This window comes from Pseudomonas sp. 43mfcvi1.1, from assembly GCF_900115935.1.
Taxonomy (GTDB): Bacteria; Pseudomonadota; Gammaproteobacteria; order Pseudomonadales; family Pseudomonadaceae; genus Aquipseudomonas; species Aquipseudomonas bijieensis.
Window position 1 is genome coordinate 252,680 of the sequence record NZ_UETT01000006.1, and the last position, 18,776, is coordinate 271,455.

Consider the following 18,776-nt stretch of genomic DNA (forward strand, 5'->3'; position numbering starts at 1 on the left):
CGTTTCGGTTGTAGGTCCAATGCCTCTTTTTTTGCAGACTGTTGTCCCTTAAGTGAATTGCGTGAGGAGAAAAGTATGCTGATTCTGACCCGTCGGTGTGCAGAAAGCCTGATTATTGGCGATGGCGAAATCACCGTGACCGTGCTCGGCGTCAAAGGAAACCAAGTGCGTATCGGCGTCAACGCCCCGAAAGAGGTTGCTGTACACCGCGAGGAAATTTACCTGCGTATCAAGAAAGAGAAGGACGACGAACCAAGCCATTAATTTTTATCGATTTTTATGTTTGCAAACGGGGATGAAGGTGGTTAATATACGCCCCGTGTTGCGGAGAGCTGGCCGAGTGGCCGAAGGCGCTCCCCTGCTAAGGGAGTACACCTCAAAAGGGTGTCGGGGGTTCGAATCCCCCGTTCTCCGCCATTATTCGTTTAGTGCGTCAAAACCTGGCTTGATCGGTAAGTGATTGAAATTACTGAAAAAAGCGCTTTACAAAAGGAATTGACGACCTATAATGCGCGGCAACAAATGCACTCGTAGCTCAGCTGGATAGAGTACTCGGCTACGAACCGAGCGGTCACAGGTTCGAATCCTGTCGAGTGCACCATTTAAGAGTTTTTTGCAGCAATGCAAATAACTTGGCTTCAACCAGTTGTGATCTGGTATAAAACCACAACTTGCACTCGTAGCTCAGCTGGATAGAGTACTCGGCTACGAACCGAGCGGTCACAGGTTCGAATCCTGTCGAGTGCACCATATACCAAAAAGCCCGCGTTTAACGCGGGCTTTTTGCTGTCTACGATTTACCTTTCACACATCCTCTCTCATCGAACACGACCTCTGCGCTGCGACCTTTCTTCGCCTTGTAGGTATACCGTGTACTCGAATTGCGAATCTTGATTGAGTCTGGCTTGCCCAGGGCGCTCTCTACGTCCTGTTGGCTCATGCCGGCGATGATTCGTCGGTCGAGGATGGCATCGCGGCGTTGCCTGGCGTCGATGAGGTTCCCGCAGTGGTCCTGGAACTGGCCAACGACGGTCGGTTCCCTGCGGGTGGTTTTGTTGCTGGATGTTTGCCCACGCTCCGCTTCGGGCAGCATCGCCTCGGTCGTCGGTTCGGTCGAACCTGGGCGATACGGATGGATCTGTTGTAGTGACAGGGCTTCCCCCGGGCCGCAGCTCAGGGTCGTGAATGTAACGTGCCCTGCGATATTTTCGCAGCGATGCACGGTCTGCCCGACAGCCCACAACGGCAGGCAGGGCAGGCAGGCGAGCAGGAACAGGTAGTGGTTGAGGTGCATCCGGTCGTCCTCCTTGACGGTGCAGAAGAGAAGGGTAGTCGCTGCATTTGTGCCGGAGCGTGTGTTTTCTTTTCCGGATAAGTCGTCGTAAAGGGACAGGTTCAGCCTATGTTCAGGTTTGTCTCGCAAGCGCTTGTTCTTGCCATGATTTTTTAACGTTTTACAGCGTCAAGACAGCATCAAGCGGTGTATGATTGCGCCCGTCAGCCCCGCCGGGGCTTTGGAATATCTCCATGGACTTACCCAGTAGTTACTCAATATCTAGTTTTGCCAATCATGAATTAACTGATTGATCCTTCCGGCGTGCTCCACTGCTGGGAGTGGAGTTCGCCTATGACCCAAGTAGAAGTAAAAAAAACGCAGGAAAGCCTTCAGGATCGTCTCGCTCAAGTCGTTGAGCTGCTGCAGCGCCAGCGGGTCGTCGAAGACCTGACGCATCGCCAGGAAGGTCCGCATCATGATCGGGTCGAGAACCTGGTCCACCGGCAGAATCTCGTCGAGTTGCAACGCAAGCTCGATGATCTTCACTCCGCCGACGTTGCCTACATTCTTGAAGCCTTGCCACTGGAAGAGCGTCTGACGGTCTGGCAGTTGGTCAAGGCCGATCGCGACGGTGACATCCTGCTCGAAGTGTCGGACTCGGTTCGGGAAACCCTGATCGCCGACATGGATGATCACGAGTTGCTGGCGGCGGCCAAGGAAATGGACGCCGACGAGCTCGCCGACCTTGCGCCCGAACTGCCACGGGACGTTGTCCACGAACTGATGGAAGCCCTCGACGGCCAGCAACGTGAGCGTGTGCGCTCGGCGTTGTCCTATGACGAGGAGCAGGTCGGTGCGCTGATGGACTTCGAGATGGTGACGATCCGCGAGGATGTCAGCCTTGAAGTGGTCTTGCGCTACCTGCGGCGCCTCAAGGAGCTGCCCGGCCATACCGACAAGCTTTTCGTGGTCGACTACGACGGCGTGCTCAAGGGTGTGCTGCCTATCAAGCGTCTGCTCGTCAATGACCCGGAAAAGCAGGTGGCTGAGGTCATGGCCAGTGATCCGGTGAGTTTTCACCCGGACGAAGACGCCTACGATGCGGCCCAGGCGTTCGAACGTTATGACTTGATTTCGGCACCGGTGGTCGACAAGAACGGCAAGCTGATCGGCCGTCTGACCATCGATGAAATGGTCGACTTGATTCGTGAGGAAAGTGAAAGCGAAGTCCTCAACATGGCCGGTCTGCGCGAAGAAGAAGATATCTTCGCCTCGGTCTGGAAATCCCTGCGTAACCGCTGGGCCTGGTTGGCGATCAACCTGATTACAGCCTTTGTTGCCTCTCGGGTCATTGGCCTGTTCGAGGGCTCCATCGAGAAACTGGTGGCGCTGGCGGCGCTGATGCCCATCGTCGCCGGTATTGGCGGCAACTCCGGCAACCAGACCATCACCATGATCGTCCGCGCTATGGCGCTGGACCAGGTCAGCACCGGCAATACGTCGCGATTGATGCGCAAGGAACTGGTGGTCGCCCTGATCAATGGTGTGATCTGGGGGGGCGTGATCGGTGTAGTGGCTTACCTGCTTTATGGTAGCTGGTCGCTGGGCGTGGTCATGACCGCCGCAATGACGCTCAACCTGTTGTTGGCGGCATTGATGGGGGTGTTGATTCCCATGACCCTGGCCCGCATGGGGCGTGACCCTGCCATGGGCGCCAGTGTAATGATCACCGCCATGACGGACAGTGGTGGGTTCTTCATTTTCCTGGGGTTGGCGACGATTTTCCTGCTCTGAGTCGTTCATTCAGAAACCCGCCTGTTTGGCGGGTTTTTTATTGCGCGGAATTTTCTGCGTCTCAATGCATCAATGCCAGTCGTGCAGCCAGCAACACAAAGGCTGACGAGAAGATGCGGCGCATCCACTGCAACACGGATGGACGCTCCAGAACATGGTGGCGCATCGATGCGCAGAACACGCCATAGATGACGAAGATGGCAAAGGTGATTGCCATGAAAATGAAGCCCAGTTGCAGCATGCGCCACGTGGCATTCGTCTCTCCTGGCGTGAGGAATTGCGATAGAAAAGCGAGGAAGAAAATCGACAGCTTTGGATTCAGCAGATTGAGCAGGATGCCCGAACAAATCACCGCGCCATTCGAGGGCGGCGTTTTGTTTGGGTCAATGTGCAAGGCTCCATGGCTCTGGAGCGTGCTCCATGCCATCCACAGCAGATAAGTGACGCCAAGATACTTGATGATCTCGAAGGCCAATGGGCTGGCGTGCAGCAGTGCGGCGAGGCCCGTGATGGCTGCCAGCATGTGGGGCACGACCCCCAGGGTGCAACTGAATGCGGCTACCACGCTCGCGCGCCAGCCTCGGGCCAGGCCGGCCGCTACCGTATAGACTACGCCAGTGCCAGGCGAAGCGGCCATGATCAGGGATGTGGCAAAAAATTCGAGGTCCATGCGACGCTGCTCTTGGAGTCATGAAGTCTCCAGCCTGTCTGCGATGGCGAGGGGTGTCTTGAACGAAATTGCTAGTGGCTTTGCCGGGCGTACATACCTGGTGAAAATCCAAAGCTGCGCACGAAGCATCGAGTCATATGGCTCTGATCTGCGAAACCGCTGGCAAGGGACGCATCGGCCAGCGACATGCCCGCAGCGATCAACTGCCGTGCGCGCTGGATACGTCGTTGCAGTAGATAGGCGTGAGGGGGGAGTCCGGTCAGGCGGGTGAAGGCGCGCACGAGTTGAAAGCGGCTTAGGTCTGCTTCCTTGGCCAGCAACGCAAGCGACATAGGCGACTGCGGGTCGTCGTCGATCATGGTTTTCGCACGGTTTGCCGCGATACCTGGCGTCGGCGATATCGGCACGGGTTGATCCAGTAAATGTTCGAGCAGAAGCGAAAGCGTTTCATCTATCTTCATTTGGTCGCCAAACTCTTCGGCTTGGGCGATTGTTCGGTACAAGGTGCGGAATAATTCGGCCGCACGCCGGCTTTTCAGTACCGGATAAGCGAACTCGTGGGCGCATATACCCCCATCGTCCGTCATATCCTTGAATGCTTGGGTAATGAGCCGCGGGTCGAAATACAGCATCTGCCAGCGGCGCGTTCCTTCTCCAATGGGGGCTCCGTCGTGCACTTCGGCCGGATTGACCGATATAAGCTCGCCAGCAATCGCTTGCACGGGGCCTCGGCCGCTGGCAGAGCGTTGCGCCCCACGCAAAAGCAAGCCAATGCCGAAATGTTCGTGCATGTGCCGGACAAATGTTCGATCCGAATCGGCCTCGACGATTTCCACGCCCAGCCCTGCAATTCTTCTTACCTTGAATGCGTGACCTGCCATACAGGCCTCCCAGCCCGTGCTTTTAGCGGATCAATTTAGCACCGCTGCCATCTATCGGCAGCAGTGTGGGTGGGGAGTGACTCTGATGAGCGCTAGAAATGCAGGTATGGGCCAAACCCCAGGCAAAAAAAAGCCAGCACAAGGCTGGCTTGAGTGTTTTCTGTGTGATCAGGTCGCGTCTGCGGCCATTTCCACGTCATGGGCTATCAGCGAAACAAGGGCGTTCTGCTGGCGATGGGAGAGTTGTCGGAAGCGTTGAAGCAGCTCACGCTCATGCAACGACAGCTCCGGGCTGTCCAGGCGCATGCTCAACTCTTCACCCAACGCGCCTTCCTGAATAAGGCTTTGCTCAAGGCGCGCGATGATTTCAGAGTTCATGCTGCGGTGATGATTGCGAGCCACTTCGGCAATGCGTTCCCGCATTCCGTCTGGCAGACGTACGACGAATTTGTCAGCCGTACGGCTGGAATAAATTGCCTGTTTCAATGGGCGCATATATTTAACCGGTTAGTTCAGGGGAGCGGTTCTCGGGATTGGCCGCAGGATGTCGATAGGACAAGCTCCATTGCCAAATGTTCAACCTGAATTGTTAAGAGGCCCGCATCATGCCTCAAAATTGCCAGATCATTGGCGCCAATTCTGTGACAAATTCTGATCTGGGTAAAGGCGTTATGCCAGTACCCTTCATCAAAAAATGCGGACTGGTTGGTAAAAATCAACAGGTCCGCATCTGTGACCGTCGGATTGTGTCTATGTGCCATACCGTCTGGCGGATAACGGAAATGGACAAAAACGCGTGCCGTCCCTGTCTTGTACAGGATAGTGGCAAATGGCCGATTTACTAGGATAAGTGAGCCAGGACAGATGAATGGCGGCCAAACTTGGCGTTCACGGACGGTCAGCCTTACAGGGAGTACCATTTGCCTACACTTAAAAAGCCATGGGCGACATGACAAACGCAGGGTAGGTCGTTAACATGCACGCCGTCCTACGCACCGCGTCTCTTGTGGTCAATTCGTGTCTCAGTAGCTCAATTGGATAGAGCATCCCCCTCCTAAGGGGAAGGTTGGCAGTTCGAACCTGCCCTGGGACACCATTATAAACAGTGGGTTAGCGAAATCATCGCTGACTTTTCCGGTTTGCATCCCTATCTACCGCACGATCAACCTAGGCCTGAGCGCGATGTTCAGTCCAGGCACCGCCATTTCTCCCCCTTAGCTGTGACCGATTGCCCATTTCTAGCCATTTGTATCGAGGATATTTCGGTAATGCGAAACTTTCTCCCCCCTTTGCTATCTGACCGTCTCGGTACGTTGTAGGACTTTTCCTTCGTTTTCGACGGAATCCGTACCTCTTTTTTATCTGTGTCAGCGCCAATGCCGCGTCCGGCGGGCCTGACTCATCGTGTCTTTGATTCAGGCCACAAGGATGTGACATGCGCCCAGCCGCACCCTGCCGATCGCGTAAACCGAGCAGCGCCTCTCGCCGCGTTGACAGAACCCGTTCATCTGCCCAAAACGCCAAGCGCCTCGCGCTGCTGTTGATGGCGGCATGGATGACGGGCGCGTGGAGTGCGGCACAGGCGGCCGGGCCTGAAGAAGAACTGCTGCGCCAGCAAGAGCGAGAACGGGTTTTGCGCGATCAGTTGGAGTCCCGGCCCGACGTGCGCCTGCAGGCAGCACCCGTGGATGAGGGCGCCGATCGCTTGCCCGCCAAGGAAAGTCCCTGCTTTGCCATCAATGACATCCGCCTGATCGGCGAGGCGTCGGAAAAATTCCAGTGGGCGTTGCGCGCCGCCAATCCCAAGGATGATCCCGCCATCGGTCGTTGTCTCGGTGGCGAAGGGATCAACCTGACGATGAAACGCATGCAGAACGCGATCATCGAGGCCGGCTACGTCACCACTCGCGTGCTCGCCGAAGCCCAGGACTTGAACAGCGGGGTCTTGGTCTTGACCTTGGTGCCCGGGCGCATTCGCGAGATTCGTTTCGAGGAGGGCACCAGTTCCCGCGCCAATGCCTGGAACGCGATGCCGGCCAATCCTGGCGATCTGCTCAACTTGCGCGACATCGAGCAGGCGCTGGAAAACTTCAAGCGTGTGCCCACCGCCGAGGCCGATATCAAGATCGCCCCGGCCCGTGCCGCCGACGCCAAGCCCGGTGAGAGCGACGTGGTGATCGCCTGGAGCCAGCGGTTCCCCGCCCGTGTGAGCCTGTCGGTGGACAACTCGGGCAGCAAGACCACGGGGAAATACCAGGGCAACGTGTCGCTCTCCTTGGACAACCTGCTGTCGCTCAACGATTTGTTCTACGCCAGCGTCAACCATGACTTGGGCGGTGGCGAGTCGGGGCACCGCGGCTCCGATGGCAGCACCCTGCATTATTCGTTGCCGTTCGGCTACTGGCAGTTGGGGTTCACCAGCAGCGAATACAACTATGAACAATCTGTCGCTGGCGCCAACCAGACCTATCAATACCGAGGCGAGAGTCGCAACAACGAGTTGCGTCTGTCCCGTCTGCTTTACCGCGACGCCGTACGCAAGACCACCGCCTGGGGCAGCCTGTGGACGCGCTCGTCGGAGAATTTCATCGACGACACCGAAATCGGCAACCAGAAACGGCGCATGGCCGGCTGGCAATTGGGGCTGGACCATCGGGAGTTCATAGGCGCTTCGATTCTTGACCTGGGCGTCGCCTATCGTCGTGGCACCGGTGCCCATGACTCGCTCAAGGCCCCCGAGGAAGATTTTGATGCCGGCACGTCACGCTCGCAGATCATCACCGCCGACGCCCAGTTACAGGTGCCGTTCCAGGTCGGCGATCAGCGATTGCGCTACATCGGCGGCTGGCGCGCGCAATGGAACCGTACGCCGCTGGTGCCTCAGGATCGTTTCTCCATTGGCGGGCGCTACAGCGTGCGGGGCTTCGATGGTGAAAACATTCTTTCCGCCGACCGTGGCTGGACCCTGCGCAACGAAATCGGCCTGTCCCTGGGGCAAACCGGCCAGGAGCTCTACACCGGTATCGACTATGGCGAAGTCAGCGGCCAGGCCAGTGAGTTCCTGATCGGCCAGCGCCTGGCAGGAGCCGTGGTGGGTATACGCGGCGGTTACAAGGGCCTGTCCTATGACTGGTCGGTGGGTACGCCGTTGAAGAAACCCGATGGTTTCGAGACGGCCAACGTGACCAGCGCCTTCACCGTCATCTGGTCATTCTGAGGTGATCCCATGCAATTCGAGACGCTAGACATTATCGCCCCTGGCCTGATCGATGAACCCTGGAGCGAGGCCGCGGTATTCGGTTCCGCCACCTGGTTGTGGATGCACTCCAAGGCCCATCGCGATGCGCCGTTGCACACCTTGCCGACGCTGCTGTTGCCGGCCCTCAAGCATCGCCAGTTCGTGCTCGGCTCCGAGCACGGCAAGCCGGTGTTCTACCTGTCCTGGCTCAACCTCGACGAGGCGGCAGAGCAGCGTTACTTGCGTCAGTCGCCGCTGGCGCTGACGCAGGATGACTGGAACAGCGGCGAGCGTCTCTGGCTCAACGACTGGGTTGCCCCTTTTGGCCACACAGCGGTATTGAGTCGTTTGTTGCAACGTCATCTTTTCATCGATCGCTGCGCCCGTGCCCTCTACCACCGAGGCGATGAGCGCGGCCTGCGGGTCAAGACATTCCAAGGGATCGGGGTCATTCCCGAGCAGGCCCAGGCCTGGTTTGCCGCCCACCCACTGGCAATCGAAGCGTAACTCCAACCACTGCTCGTGCGGGCTGGCTCCGCAAATGGAATTGCTATGAACAAGCATCTGTACAGAATCGTTTTCAACAAGGCCCGTGGACTGCTGATGGTCGTGGCCGAGAACGTCACCAGCCAGGTCAAGGCGCCGGGGACCCGCTCCGGTCCGTCGACGGGCGCATCGGCTTGTACGGCGACGCTCGGGGCGTTGCGCTTTGCCTTGATGACGGCGATTGGTCTGGTGTCCTTGAGCGTGGCACCGGCCTGGGCTGGCACCATCGTCGCCGACCCGGGGGCTCCAGCCGGCCAGCGACCCACCGTGATACAAAGCGCCAACGGTACGCCGCAGGTCAATATCCAGGCCCCCAGCGCCGGCGGTGTCTCGCGCAACACCTACAACCAGTTCGATGTCGATAGCCGTGGCGTGATCCTCAACAACGGCACCGGCAATAGCCAGACGAAACTGGGCGGCTGGATCGAAGGCAACCCGATGTTGGGCAATGGCAGTGCGCGGGTCATCCTTAACGAAGTCAACGCCAGCAATCCCAGTCAATTGCGCGGTTACGTCGAAGTGGCCGGCCAGCGCGCCGAAGTGGTGATCGCCAACCCGTCCGGCATCACGTGCAACGGTTGCGGCTTCATCAACGCCGACCGGGCCACCCTCAGTACTGGCCGGGCGCAGTTGGAGAACGGTCGCATCACCGGCTACACCGTGCAGGGCGGCACTATCAACATCGAAGGCAAAGGCCTGGATGCCCGTGAGAGCGACTACACGGATCTGATCGCCCGCTCGGTGCAGGTCAACGCCGGGGTGTGGGCCAACGACTTGAAGGTCACCGCCGGACGCAATCAGGTCAATGCCGACAACACCCAGGCCACGCCGCTGCCAGCCGCCGATGGGGAAAAACCCACCGTTGCCATCGACGTTGCCAAATTGGGCGGCATGTATGCAGGCAAGATCATGCTGGTGGGCACCGAATCCGGCGTCGGTGTGCGCAACGCCGGGCAGATCGGCGCCATGGCCGGTGAGGTGGTAATCAGTGCTGACGGCAAACTGCAAAACCAGGGCGCTATCAGCAGCGCAACAGCGACCCGAATCAATGCCACCAGCGTTGACAACAGCGGCACGCTCTACGCCAAGGGCGACCTGAGGCTCGACAGCGCCGGTGACATCGACAACAGCGGCACCGTTGCCAGCCAGAACAATACGACGCTGACCGCCAAGACCATTCGCAGCACCAAGACCTCGAGCCTGGCGGCCGGCGTCGGGGTGGACGGCAAACTGGGTAGCAGCGGCAACCTTGCGCTGCGGGCCACCACGGTCAAGGCGCAAGGTCAGAATCTTGCTGGCGGCGATGTCGGTATCGGTGCCGCTGACCTGGATCTGAGCGACAGCCAGACCCAGGGCCGCAACGTCACTCTGACGGCCAGCGTCGGCGATGCCAATCTCAGTGGTAGCCAAGTCGATGCGACCCAGGTGCTGACCGCAAAAGCGGCCAAGACCCTGCGCACCGATGCAGCCAAAGTCAGCGCCGGCAACCTGCAATTGAGCGCGCGGGATGTTTCCAATACCGGTGGTGAGCTGGTGCAGACGGGCACCGCCGATACGTCGATCACAGCCGTCGCCACGCTCGACAACAGCAGTGGGCGGATTGCCTCCAACGCCAGCAACCTGAAGCTTGGCGCCAATCGTCTCGACAACGGCGGGGGCAAGGTCGAGCACGCTGGCAAAGGCACCCTGGACATCCAGGCCAACCAGTTGGCCGGCAGCAAAGGCACCTTGGCGAGCAATGGCAAGTTGAGCGTCAAGGCCGGTGAGGTAGTGGTTGATGATGGCTTGACCCAAGGTCAACAGATCACGCTCGACACCACGACCTTGTCCAACCAGCGCGGACGCATTCTCCAGACTGGCGCGCAGCCAATGCAGGTCACCGCCCGTGAACGTTTTGACAACCAGGCCGGGCAAGTCAGTAGCCCCGGGGCGGTGGTCCTGAAGGTTGGTACGTTGAACAACCAGGGCGGTAAAGTCCTCGCCACCGATAACGGGGCGTTGACCGTCACTGCCGACAACGAAGTCAACAACGGCGGCGGGACGTTGGCCGCCAGCGGTACGACAAGGGTCAGCGGCGAGCTGCTGGATAACACTCAAGGCACCGTGAGTGCTGGCGGTGAGCTGCACGCAGAGTTCGACCGCTTGAACAATATCGGCGGCACGCTCGCCGCCACCCAGCGCATGGAGATCATCGCCGGCCAATTGAACAACACCAACGGCGTGCTGGGTTCGGTGAAGTCCGGGTTGCTGGTCAACGTCTCGGCCGATGCATTGAACAATAGCGGCGGGCGCCTTGAAGCGCTGGGCGATATCGATCTATCGGCCCAGGGCCTGAATAACCAGAGCGGGGTGATCAGTGGCCAGGCCCTGGACCTGGACAGCCACGGCATGCTGGTGGACAACAGCCAGGGCACGCTGAATGCCGGTGCGACCCTCGACCTGCGCAGCGGTGAATTGCGCAACGCGGCGGGCCTGATCCAGGCCAAGGGCAAGCTGTTCATAGACACTGGCAGCCAGGCGCTGAACAACCTCCAGTCGGGCACCACCCAAGGCATCAGCGGTCAGGACGCCGTCGAAATCCACAGTGCCAACTTCAACAACAGTACGGGGTTCCTCGGCGCCAAGGGTGCCCTGGTGCTCAAGACCACCGACCTTGGTAACGGCAGCGGTGGCCAGATCATTGGCGAGAAGACCGTGTGGGTCGAAGGCGCCCGAGTGGATAACCGCAGCGGTCAGTTGCAAGGCCTTGGCGATGTCCAATTGGTGCTGGGTGAGACGCTCAACAACCAGGGTGGACTGGTGCGCAGCGCGGGGACGCTGGGCGTGAATGCCGGCGTGCTCGACAACAGCGCCACCCAAGGTACCAACCAAGGCCTCGAAGGCCGCGCCATGAGCCTGGCGCTCAACACCTTCGGCAACCAGGCTGGTGCCGTGCGTGCCGACGAAGGCTTGTCCATCGGTGTCAGCCAGGTGCTGGATAACCAGGGCGGCCTGATCTCCGCAGGGAAAGGCCTGACCATCACCGACCGCGATCCGACGCAACGTCGCCAGGCCGTGCACAACCTCGACGGGACCCTGCTCGCCGGCAGCCTGTTGTCCCTCAATGCCGCTTATTACGCGGGCACCGGTCGGGCCCTGAGCCTGGGCGACCTGACGTTCAGCCTGCAAAGTGGCCTGGACCTGAGTGGACAGATCCAGGCCAATAACAAGGTTGACCTGAGCACCGACGGGGCTTTCAACAACAGCGGAAAACTGCTGGCGGGCGGCCTGTTGCAAGTTCACTCGCAAACGCTGGACAACGCCGCCAATGGCGAGATCAGCGCCGGCCAGGTGCGCCTGACCGTCAACGACAGCTTGACCAACCGTGGCCTGATCGATGGCCAGCTGGTGCGTGTGCAAGCGTCGTCGCTCAACAACCTGGGCACTGGGCGTCTGTACGGTGATCGATTGGCGATCGCCACCTCGGCACTGAGCAACCGCGATGAGAACGGTGTCGCCGCGACCATCGCCGCCCGCGAATCGCTGGACATTGGCACCGGCACCCTGGACAACCGCGAACAGGCGCTGATCTTCAGTGCCGGCGACCTCGCCATCGGCGGTGCGCTGAGCGCCACTGACAAGGCCCAGGACCGTGCTCAACTGCTGACCAACGCCAGCGCGACCATCGAGGCCCTCGGCAACCTGTCGCTCGATGTGCAAAGCGTGCGCAACACCAACGAACACTTCAGCACCCAACAGGTGGAAGTCAGCCGCACGGCCTTGCAGGAATTCCAGCTCAGCGGTTCGCCGAACCGCTACCAGGGCGACCAGATTTCCCTGCGCCACGATGAGGTCTATTACCTCAACACTCCAGAGGGCCGGAAAGACAACTGGAATCGCTACGACTACACCCGCGTAGTGCAGGAAACCCAGATCGCCACCTCGGCACCGGCGCAGATCCTTTCTGGCGGGACCATGCAGATCAATGCAGGCGATGTGCTCAATGACAAGAGCCGCATCATTGCCGGTGGGTTGTTGCAGGCCAACATTGCCAGCCTGACCAACACGGAATTGACCGGCCAGCGCACCACCACCGACAGTGGCACCGCTACGAATTTCTATCGCATCCAGCGCAAGGGCCGGGACCGTCAGGGAACGGCCGTCACCGCCTACACGCCCGCACCCTTGATCCAGGACATTACCCTGCAACCGACCGTGTTCGCCCAGAACGCCGCCGGCAATGGGACGGGCACGCAGATCGGCGCCCGCGCCACACAGGGTGTCAGCGAGCAGATAGCCGCCACAGGCACGGTCAGCGCCCCGGTCGACAGGACCTATCAAGTGGCACCCATCGTCCAGGTCGCGGCCCAGACCACCCTCAACAACAAAGGCGTAGCCGAGCAGATCCGCAGCGGCGGGCCATCCCTGGCACTGCCGAACAACAGCCTGTTCACCACCAGTCCCCAGACCACCAGCCGCTACCTGATCGAAACCGACCCGCGCTTTGCCAGCTATCGCACCTGGCTGTCTTCGGACTACATGTTGCAGCGCCTGCAAGTCGATCCGGCACTGACGCAACAACGTTTGGGCGACGGCTTCTACGAACAGAAATTGATTCGCGAACAGATCGCGCAACTCACCGGCAGACGTTTCCTCGATGGCTATGCCAATGACGAAGTGCAGTACCGCGCCCTGATCGACAACGCCGTGACCGTCGCCAGCCAATGGCAACTGGTCCCCGGCGTGGCCCTGACCTCTGCGCAGATGGCCCAGTTGACCAGTGACATCGTCTGGCTGGTCCAGAAGCAGGTCACCCTGGCCAACGGTGACACCCGCAACGTACTGGTGCCGCAAGTGTACGTGCGGGTCCAGGAAGGCGATCTCAATGGCTCCGGCGCCTTGATTGCCGGGCAACAGTTGAACCTGAACATCGCCGGCGACCTGGTCAACAGTGGCAGTCTGGCTGGGCGCAGCGTCATGGCGATCACCGCGCAGAACATCGAAAACCTTGGTGGGCGCATCCAGGCCGACAAGGCATCGCTCACCGCGCGGGAAAACCTCAACAACCTCGGCGGCCTGATCGGTGCCGTGGACAGCTTGTCGGTCAAGGCCGGGCAGGACATCAACGTCATCTCCAGCAGCCGGGACAGCAGCAGCGCCCAAGGCACCCGCACCAACCTGTCGCGGGTGGCCGGGCTGTTCGTCAGCGGTGCCCAGGGCACGATGGGGGTCAGTGCCGGCAACGACCTCAACCTCACCGGTGCCCAGGTGGTCAACGCTGGCAAAGGTGGCAGCACGTTGCTGGAGGCGGGCAACAACATCAACCTGGCCACCGTCGGCGAAGCGCACCAGCAAGCGCTGACCTGGAACAGCAGCAACTGGCGCAAGGACGCCAGCCAGACCGAAGTCGGCTCCCTGATCCAAGGACAGGGCGACGTGCGCTTGAGCGCGGGCCAGGACCTCAACGCCCGCGCCGGCCGTGTCACCAGCGAGCAAGGCGCGGTGTTTGCCGAGGCCAAGCGCGACGTCAACCTGACCGCCGGCCAGAACTACCAGTTCGCCGATGAAGCGCACAAGGTCAAAGGCAGCAACGGGATGTTCTCCAGCAAGACCACCACCACCCGTGACACGATCAGCCAGACCTCGGCCGAAGGCTCCACCCTGAGCGGCGAGCAGACCTATGTGCAGGCCGGTCGTGACATCAACCTCAAGGGCAGCAACGTGGTGTCCACGACCCAGACTGTCCTGGTGGCGGACAACAACGTCAACATCGAAGCGGACACTGACAGCAGCAGCGAACGCCACGACAAGTCCGTGAAGAAAAGCGGCCTGTTCAGCGGCGGTGGCATTGCCGTCACCCTGGGCACCCAGCAACAGAGCGTCAAGGACCTCACCACCGAGCATACGGCCGTGGCCAGCACCGTCGGTTCGACCGCTGGCGATGTGCTGATCGAAGCCGGCAAGGGCTATCGCCAGGTGGGCAGCCAGGTGTCGGCGCCCCAAGGCAACATCGACGTCACGGCGCAGACCATCGACGTCGTCGAGGCGCGCAACACCCGCGAGCGCGAGCGTGAAACCCTGTTCAAGCAGACCGGGTTCACCCTCACCGTGACCAACCCGGTGATCAGCGCGATCCAGACATCCCAGCAAATGAAACGGGCGTCGGAGAAAACCGACGACGGGCGCATGAAGGCTCTGGCCGCCGCCACTGCGGTGATGGCCGCCAATAATGCCGCCACCGCCGTGGCGATGGACCCGGGCGCGGCGGGCGGGATCAACATCAGCCTGTCCCTGGGCACCAAGAAGAACGAAAGCACCACCACCTACACCAGCGACAGCGCGGCCGGCTCGACCATGACCGCCGGCAACGACGTCCGCCTGCGTGCCACGGGCGCTGGAGCCGCCAGCAACATCACCGTACAAGGCAGCGATATCAAGGCCGGACGCAACGCCAGCCTGCTGGCGGACGGTGACATCAACCTGCTCGCCGCCCGCAATATCGACAAGCAGGAGACCGACAGCAAAGGCAGCAGCGCGAGCATCGGCATCGGCTTCTCCCTCGGTGCCCGCAACGGCTTCACCCTGGACCTGGGTGCATCCGGCAGTCGTGGCCAGGCGGATGGCGATGGACTCACCCATACCAATACCCATGTCCAGGCGGGCAACCAATTGCTGCTGTCCTCGGGCGGTGACACCAACCTCAGAGGCGCGGTGGCGAGCGGCAAGCAGGTACTGGCCGATATCGGCGGTGACCTGAACATTGAAAGCCTGCAAGACACCAACACCTACGTGGTCGATGAGAAGAACCTGGGCGTTGGCATCAGCCTGTGCATTCCGCCGTTCTGCTACGGCATGAGTTCAGTCAACGGCGTCAGCGGCAGCTTCGGCGCCACGGACATCGATTCCAACTACGCCAGCGTGATCGAGCAATCGGGCATCAAGGCCGGCGACGATGGGTTCGACATCCGCGTGGGGGGCAACACCGACCTGGTCGGCGCTGTCATCGCCAGCAGCGACAAGGCCGTGCAGGATGGCAAAAATCGTCTGGTCACAGCCAGCCTCACCAGCCGCGACATCAAGAACAAGGCCGAGTACGACGCCAGCACCGTCAGCGTCGGTGGCGGTTATCGCGAAGTCGGCAAGGACCAGCAGGGCAACGCCACCAGCGGCGGCACGCAGACTCCTGGCACCGACTTGCCGAAGAACGACAACGACCTCAGCGCCACGATGCCGATCGCCATCAGTGCCAGCGACGATGCCAGCAGCGTCACCCGCAGCGGCATCAGTGGCGGCACCATCGTCATCAGCAACGACGCCGAACAACAGAAACGCACCGGCAAGAATGGCGAGCAAACCGTCGCCAGCCTCAATCGCGATGTCTCCAGCGACCGCGATACCAGCAACACCCTCAAGCCGATCTTCGACGAAGACGAAATCCGTGCCGGTTTCGAGATCGTCGGGGCGTTCTCCAACGAAGCCAGCACCTTGCTCGCCAACAAGGCCAAGGAAGTCGACCTCAAGCGCAAACAGGCCGAGGCTGACCGTGCCAAGGCACTTGACCCGAACGCCGACCTGACCGACGTCCAGCGTCTGGCCTTGCTCAACAATTCCCAGCGGCTGAATGCAGAAGCCCGCGGCATCGCCGACAAGTGGGGCGCGGGCGGCACCTACCGGCAGATCACCACCGCCCTGGTCGGCGCGGCCAGCGGCAATATCAGTGGCGGCAACAGTGCCTTCGTCCAGGGGCTGGTGGTCAATTACGTGCAACAGCAGGGCGCCGGCTACATCGGCGACCTGGTGGCGAACGGCAAACTCACCGAAGGCTCACCGCTGCACGCCGCGCTGCACGGCATCGTCGCCTGCGCGGGCGCCGCCGCCAGCAGCCAGAGCTGTGGCAGCGGCGCGGCAGGCGCGGCGGCGTCGAGCCTGCTCACCGGCCTGTTCTCCGAAGCCAGCCCCGATGAAAGCGAATCCCAGCGCGAAGCCAAGCGTAACCTGATCGTCAGCATCGTCACCGGGCTGGCCGCCACCAGCTCCTCACTCGACCCGGCCACCGCCAACAGCGCCGCCGGTGCCGCGGTGGACAACAACTGGCTGGCGACCCAGCAGTTGGTCCAGGCCGAGAAGGAGTACAGCGAGGCCGACGGTCTCGGGGCCAAGGCGAAAGTGATCGCCAAATGGGCGTACATCAACCAGAAACAAGATGTACTGACCCGCTTCGGCCTGGGCAAAGGCCTGGTGCAGGCGGGGTGGGGCGACGTCGAAGGACTGGCGCAATTCCTCCTCCATCCGGTGGACGGGATCAACGGCCTGAAAGCACTGATCAACGATCCCGAGGCCCGCAAGCAATTCGGCGACGGCGTGGTCAACGAACTCAACGCCAAACTCGACCGTGTTAAAGATGCCCTGGAAAACGGCGGGGATGATCGCGCCGTGCAATTGGGGCAGGACATTGGCGAACTGGTTTGGCAGGTTGGCAGTATTGCCACGGGGGTTGGTGGGGCGGCCAAGGGCGGCGTGGCGTTGGCGAAAGCCGGGATCAAGGTGGGCACGGAAGGGCTTGAGGCGATGGCCGGCTTGGCCAAGTTCGATAAGCTGGTCGCCCGTGGTGGGCAGTTCAACCCCAACGGCACCCCGCTGATGGATTTCCGGGCGCTCACCAACGCACAGAAGAGCATCATCGGCGATGTCATGGGCGGTGAGCGGATCAAGTCACTGGTGCCGAGCGCCGAGAAAATTGGCCGGGCACCGGATATTGGCCAAACCGGTATTGATGACTTGTACAAGGTCGACAAACCGGGTGTTGATTACCTGATTGTGGAGTACAAGTTCGGTTCGTCTGCGTTGAAGCCGACCAAGGATGGTTTGCAGATGAGTGATAACTGGCTACAGGGGACTGCCACAAATTATGATCGCATTCGGGAGTCGGTCAACGGCAACCGGAAAGTGGCTGACAGCATCAACGATGCATTACGGACCGGCCGGGTTGAAAAGTGGTTGGTTCATACGGATCCCTTCGGAAACGTCACCGTAGGTGTTCTGGATAAAGGTGGGAAGTTTATGGCCGATCCGGTTGCAGCATCCAAGTTGTTGGGGGGGATTAAATGATTCGGGCGCCACTGGGAGACTCCCGCTATTGGTCGGAATGGGTGGAGTATGGTGATGAACGTATCGTAGAAGCGTTCGAGACTGCGCGTACACCTGCGGGCGATCCCGATTACGCACCACAGTACGTCTTTATCATTGCCCAGAACCACTGGCACCAGATGCTAAGTCGCTACTCTGCCGGATGTCCTATTGCCGACCTGTCGCGTTATTTCCCTGGATTACTCGATGCCTGGGAGGAGGCTGAGCGTCTCGGCGCGTCAGTCTGGACTCCGGAGCAGCAACTCACCCGTCATAGCTGGCGCGTCAATTACGATCATTACATTGTCTGCTTCTGGTTGGTCGGCTTGGGGTTGGCCATGGAAATACCAGATGATCAATGGCAAAGGCTGCTAGTCCTTATCGGCAACGAAGGGGAGGATGTGCTGCTCGACCGGATCATCGCGAGTCGCAGTCCAGCGCGCACAGTAGGGTCCGTTCTCCTTTACCCTAAACCCTATGGACGATTGCTGGCGGCAGTCGATGCGCCGGTGGATGCGCAAGCCTCAAAGCTGGAGGCTTTCGTCAGTCACTGGTATCAGGAAATACGTACGGGAGCGAAAACCGGTTCTGATCCACAGGCGGTCAATTATAAACATCCCTACTGGTACACCTACGGCGATGAAAACTTCGACGGCGGCGCCTATTTCGGTCGTTGGTGCGTAGAGGCCGTGGCGGCGGTCAAGGCTTTCGATATGGACGACTCACAGTGCTTGGGGCTTGAGCATTACCCAGGGGACTTATTGAGGCCCAATGGTCCGAGTACGCATTCGGCGAGGCAGGAAGTTGAACCGCCTGCTGCGGTGGCTGTGGAGAATAAGGTGGGTTTTTGGTCGAAATTGTTGGGGCGTCGCAAGTGAGCCATCTGCGCTGATTGGTGGAGGAAGCCTCATATCACCTTTCGTGGCGAGGGAGCTTGCTCCCGCTCGGTTGCGTAGCAGCCGCTAAAAAAACAGGTCCGCTGCGCGGCCCAGCGGGAGCAAGCTCCCTCGCCACGGGGGGCAGCCAGGTCTCTGCACTCGGTTTCTCCCCACCTTCCCCTTAACGGAACGCCACCTCCTGCCGATAACCCGATGAGCCCGGTTTTCTCCAGCGTTTCGGCTCGCAATGTGCGTCACGGCACAGCCAGGCCAAGCGGTTGCTGAAATCCCTTGAACGTTGCTGGCTGGTGGCTATCATCTGCGCGCCTCGGGGCTGTGACACGGCGTTCGTTGTTATGCCATTGGGTTATTTTCTTACTTGCCTGGA

General features: G+C 60.3%; 10 protein-coding genes and 4 tRNA genes. 10 read left to right on the top strand and 4 right to left on the bottom strand.

All coding sequences use genetic code 11. The annotated features are described in order from the left end of the window. Positions 1–75: 75 nt before the first annotated feature. The 4 genes from csrA (at position 76) to DTP52_RS14200 (ending at position 750) form a co-directional block, all read left to right on the top strand. The gene (csrA, locus tag DTP52_RS14185) at positions 76–264 is read left to right on the top strand and encodes a carbon storage regulator CsrA (protein WP_003178872.1); all 189 of its coding nucleotides are present in this window, start codon (positions 76–78) and stop codon (positions 262–264) included. A 62-nt stretch (positions 265–326) separates the two neighbouring features. Then, positions 327–417 (top strand) — tRNA-Ser (locus tag DTP52_RS14190). A 107-nt stretch (positions 418–524) separates the two neighbouring features. Next, a tRNA-Arg gene (locus DTP52_RS14195) sits at positions 525–601 on the top strand. Positions 602–673: 72 nt separating this feature from the next. Then, positions 674–750, top strand: a tRNA-Arg gene (locus DTP52_RS14200). A 40-nt stretch (positions 751–790) separates the two neighbouring features. On the opposite strand, the gene DTP52_RS14205 is transcribed toward DTP52_RS14200, so the two are convergent. Next, positions 791–1,294 carry a cell envelope protein SmpA gene (locus DTP52_RS14205; protein WP_109753918.1) on the bottom strand — a complete coding sequence of 168 codons (504 nt, stop codon included), beginning with the start codon at positions 1,292–1,294 and terminating at the stop codon, positions 791–793. 333 nt (positions 1,295–1,627) lie between these two features. Here DTP52_RS14205 and mgtE point away from each other — a divergent pair, with 333 nt between their 5' ends. Beyond that, a complete protein-coding gene (mgtE, locus tag DTP52_RS14210) occupies positions 1,628–3,070 on the top strand; it encodes a magnesium transporter (RefSeq protein WP_109753919.1) in 1,443 nt (480 codons plus the stop codon). Between the two features lie 61 nt (positions 3,071–3,131). Here the strand turns inward: mgtE and DTP52_RS14215 are convergent, their stop codons facing one another. The 3 genes from DTP52_RS14215 to DTP52_RS14225 all read right to left on the bottom strand — a co-directional run bounded on the left by DTP52_RS14215 (position 3,132) and on the right by DTP52_RS14225 (position 5,116). Then, positions 3,132–3,740, bottom strand: a complete 609-nt coding sequence (locus tag DTP52_RS14215; protein ID WP_109753920.1) for a LysE family translocator — start codon at positions 3,738–3,740, stop codon at positions 3,132–3,134. A gap of 71 nt (positions 3,741–3,811) precedes the next feature. Beyond that, entirely contained in the window at positions 3,812–4,621 is an 810-nt protein-coding gene (locus tag DTP52_RS14220) for an AraC family transcriptional regulator (RefSeq protein WP_109753921.1), read from the bottom strand. Positions 4,622–4,789: 168 nt separating this feature from the next. Beyond that, entirely contained in the window at positions 4,790–5,116 is a 327-nt protein-coding gene (locus DTP52_RS14225) for an Arc family DNA-binding protein (protein ID WP_109753922.1), read from the bottom strand. Between the two features lie 524 nt (positions 5,117–5,640). Here DTP52_RS14225 and DTP52_RS14235 point away from each other — a divergent pair. From DTP52_RS14235 to DTP52_RS14255, 5 genes are all read left to right on the top strand, one after another. Beyond that, positions 5,641–5,717 (top strand) — tRNA-Arg (locus tag DTP52_RS14235). A gap of 459 nt (positions 5,718–6,176) precedes the next feature. Further along, on the top strand, positions 6,177–7,838 hold the full coding sequence (locus DTP52_RS14240; RefSeq protein WP_109753924.1) for a ShlB/FhaC/HecB family hemolysin secretion/activation protein: 1,662 nt from the start codon (positions 6,177–6,179) through the stop codon (positions 7,836–7,838). A 9-nt stretch (positions 7,839–7,847) separates the two neighbouring features. After that, the gene (locus tag DTP52_RS14245) at positions 7,848–8,366 is read left to right on the top strand and encodes a toxin-activating lysine-acyltransferase (RefSeq protein WP_109753925.1); all 519 of its coding nucleotides are present in this window, start codon (positions 7,848–7,850) and stop codon (positions 8,364–8,366) included. 45 nt (positions 8,367–8,411) lie between these two features. Then, entirely contained in the window at positions 8,412–17,492 is a 9,081-nt protein-coding gene (locus tag DTP52_RS14250; protein WP_109753926.1) for a hemagglutinin repeat-containing protein, read from the top strand. Beyond that, positions 17,489–18,388 (top strand): PoNi-like cognate immunity protein, encoded by a 900-nt coding sequence (locus DTP52_RS14255; protein WP_109753927.1) that lies wholly within the window; start codon positions 17,489–17,491, stop codon positions 18,386–18,388. The genes DTP52_RS14250 and DTP52_RS14255 overlap by 4 nt, the downstream gene beginning before the upstream one ends. Positions 18,389–18,776 lie beyond the last annotated feature (388 nt).

What these genes read in the sequence shown, in the direction of transcription:
- DTP52_RS14240 (WP_109753924.1), top strand. Translation starts at nt 6,177, where the DNA reads ATGACGGGCGCGTGGAGTGCGGCACAGGCGGCCGGGCCTGAAGAAGAA.
- DTP52_RS14220 (WP_109753921.1), bottom strand. Translation starts at nt 4,621, where the DNA reads ATGGCAGGTCACGCATTCAAGGTAAGAAGAATTGCAGGGCTGGGCGTG.
- DTP52_RS14205 (WP_109753918.1), bottom strand. Translation starts at nt 1,294, where the DNA reads ATGCACCTCAACCACTACCTGTTCCTGCTCGCCTGCCTGCCCTGCCTG.
- DTP52_RS14255 (WP_109753927.1), top strand. Translation starts at nt 17,489, where the DNA reads ATGATTCGGGCGCCACTGGGAGACTCCCGCTATTGGTCGGAATGGGTG.
- DTP52_RS14250 (WP_109753926.1), top strand. Translation starts at nt 8,412, where the DNA reads ATGAACAAGCATCTGTACAGAATCGTTTTCAACAAGGCCCGTGGACTG.
- mgtE (WP_109753919.1), top strand. Translation starts at nt 1,628, where the DNA reads ATGACCCAAGTAGAAGTAAAAAAAACGCAGGAAAGCCTTCAGGATCGT.
- DTP52_RS14245 (WP_109753925.1), top strand. Translation starts at nt 7,848, where the DNA reads ATGCAATTCGAGACGCTAGACATTATCGCCCCTGGCCTGATCGATGAA.
- csrA (WP_003178872.1), top strand. Translation starts at nt 76, where the DNA reads ATGCTGATTCTGACCCGTCGGTGTGCAGAAAGCCTGATTATTGGCGAT.
- DTP52_RS14225 (WP_109753922.1), bottom strand. Translation starts at nt 5,116, where the DNA reads ATGCGCCCATTGAAACAGGCAATTTATTCCAGCCGTACGGCTGACAAA.
- DTP52_RS14215 (WP_109753920.1), bottom strand. Translation starts at nt 3,740, where the DNA reads ATGGACCTCGAATTTTTTGCCACATCCCTGATCATGGCCGCTTCGCCT.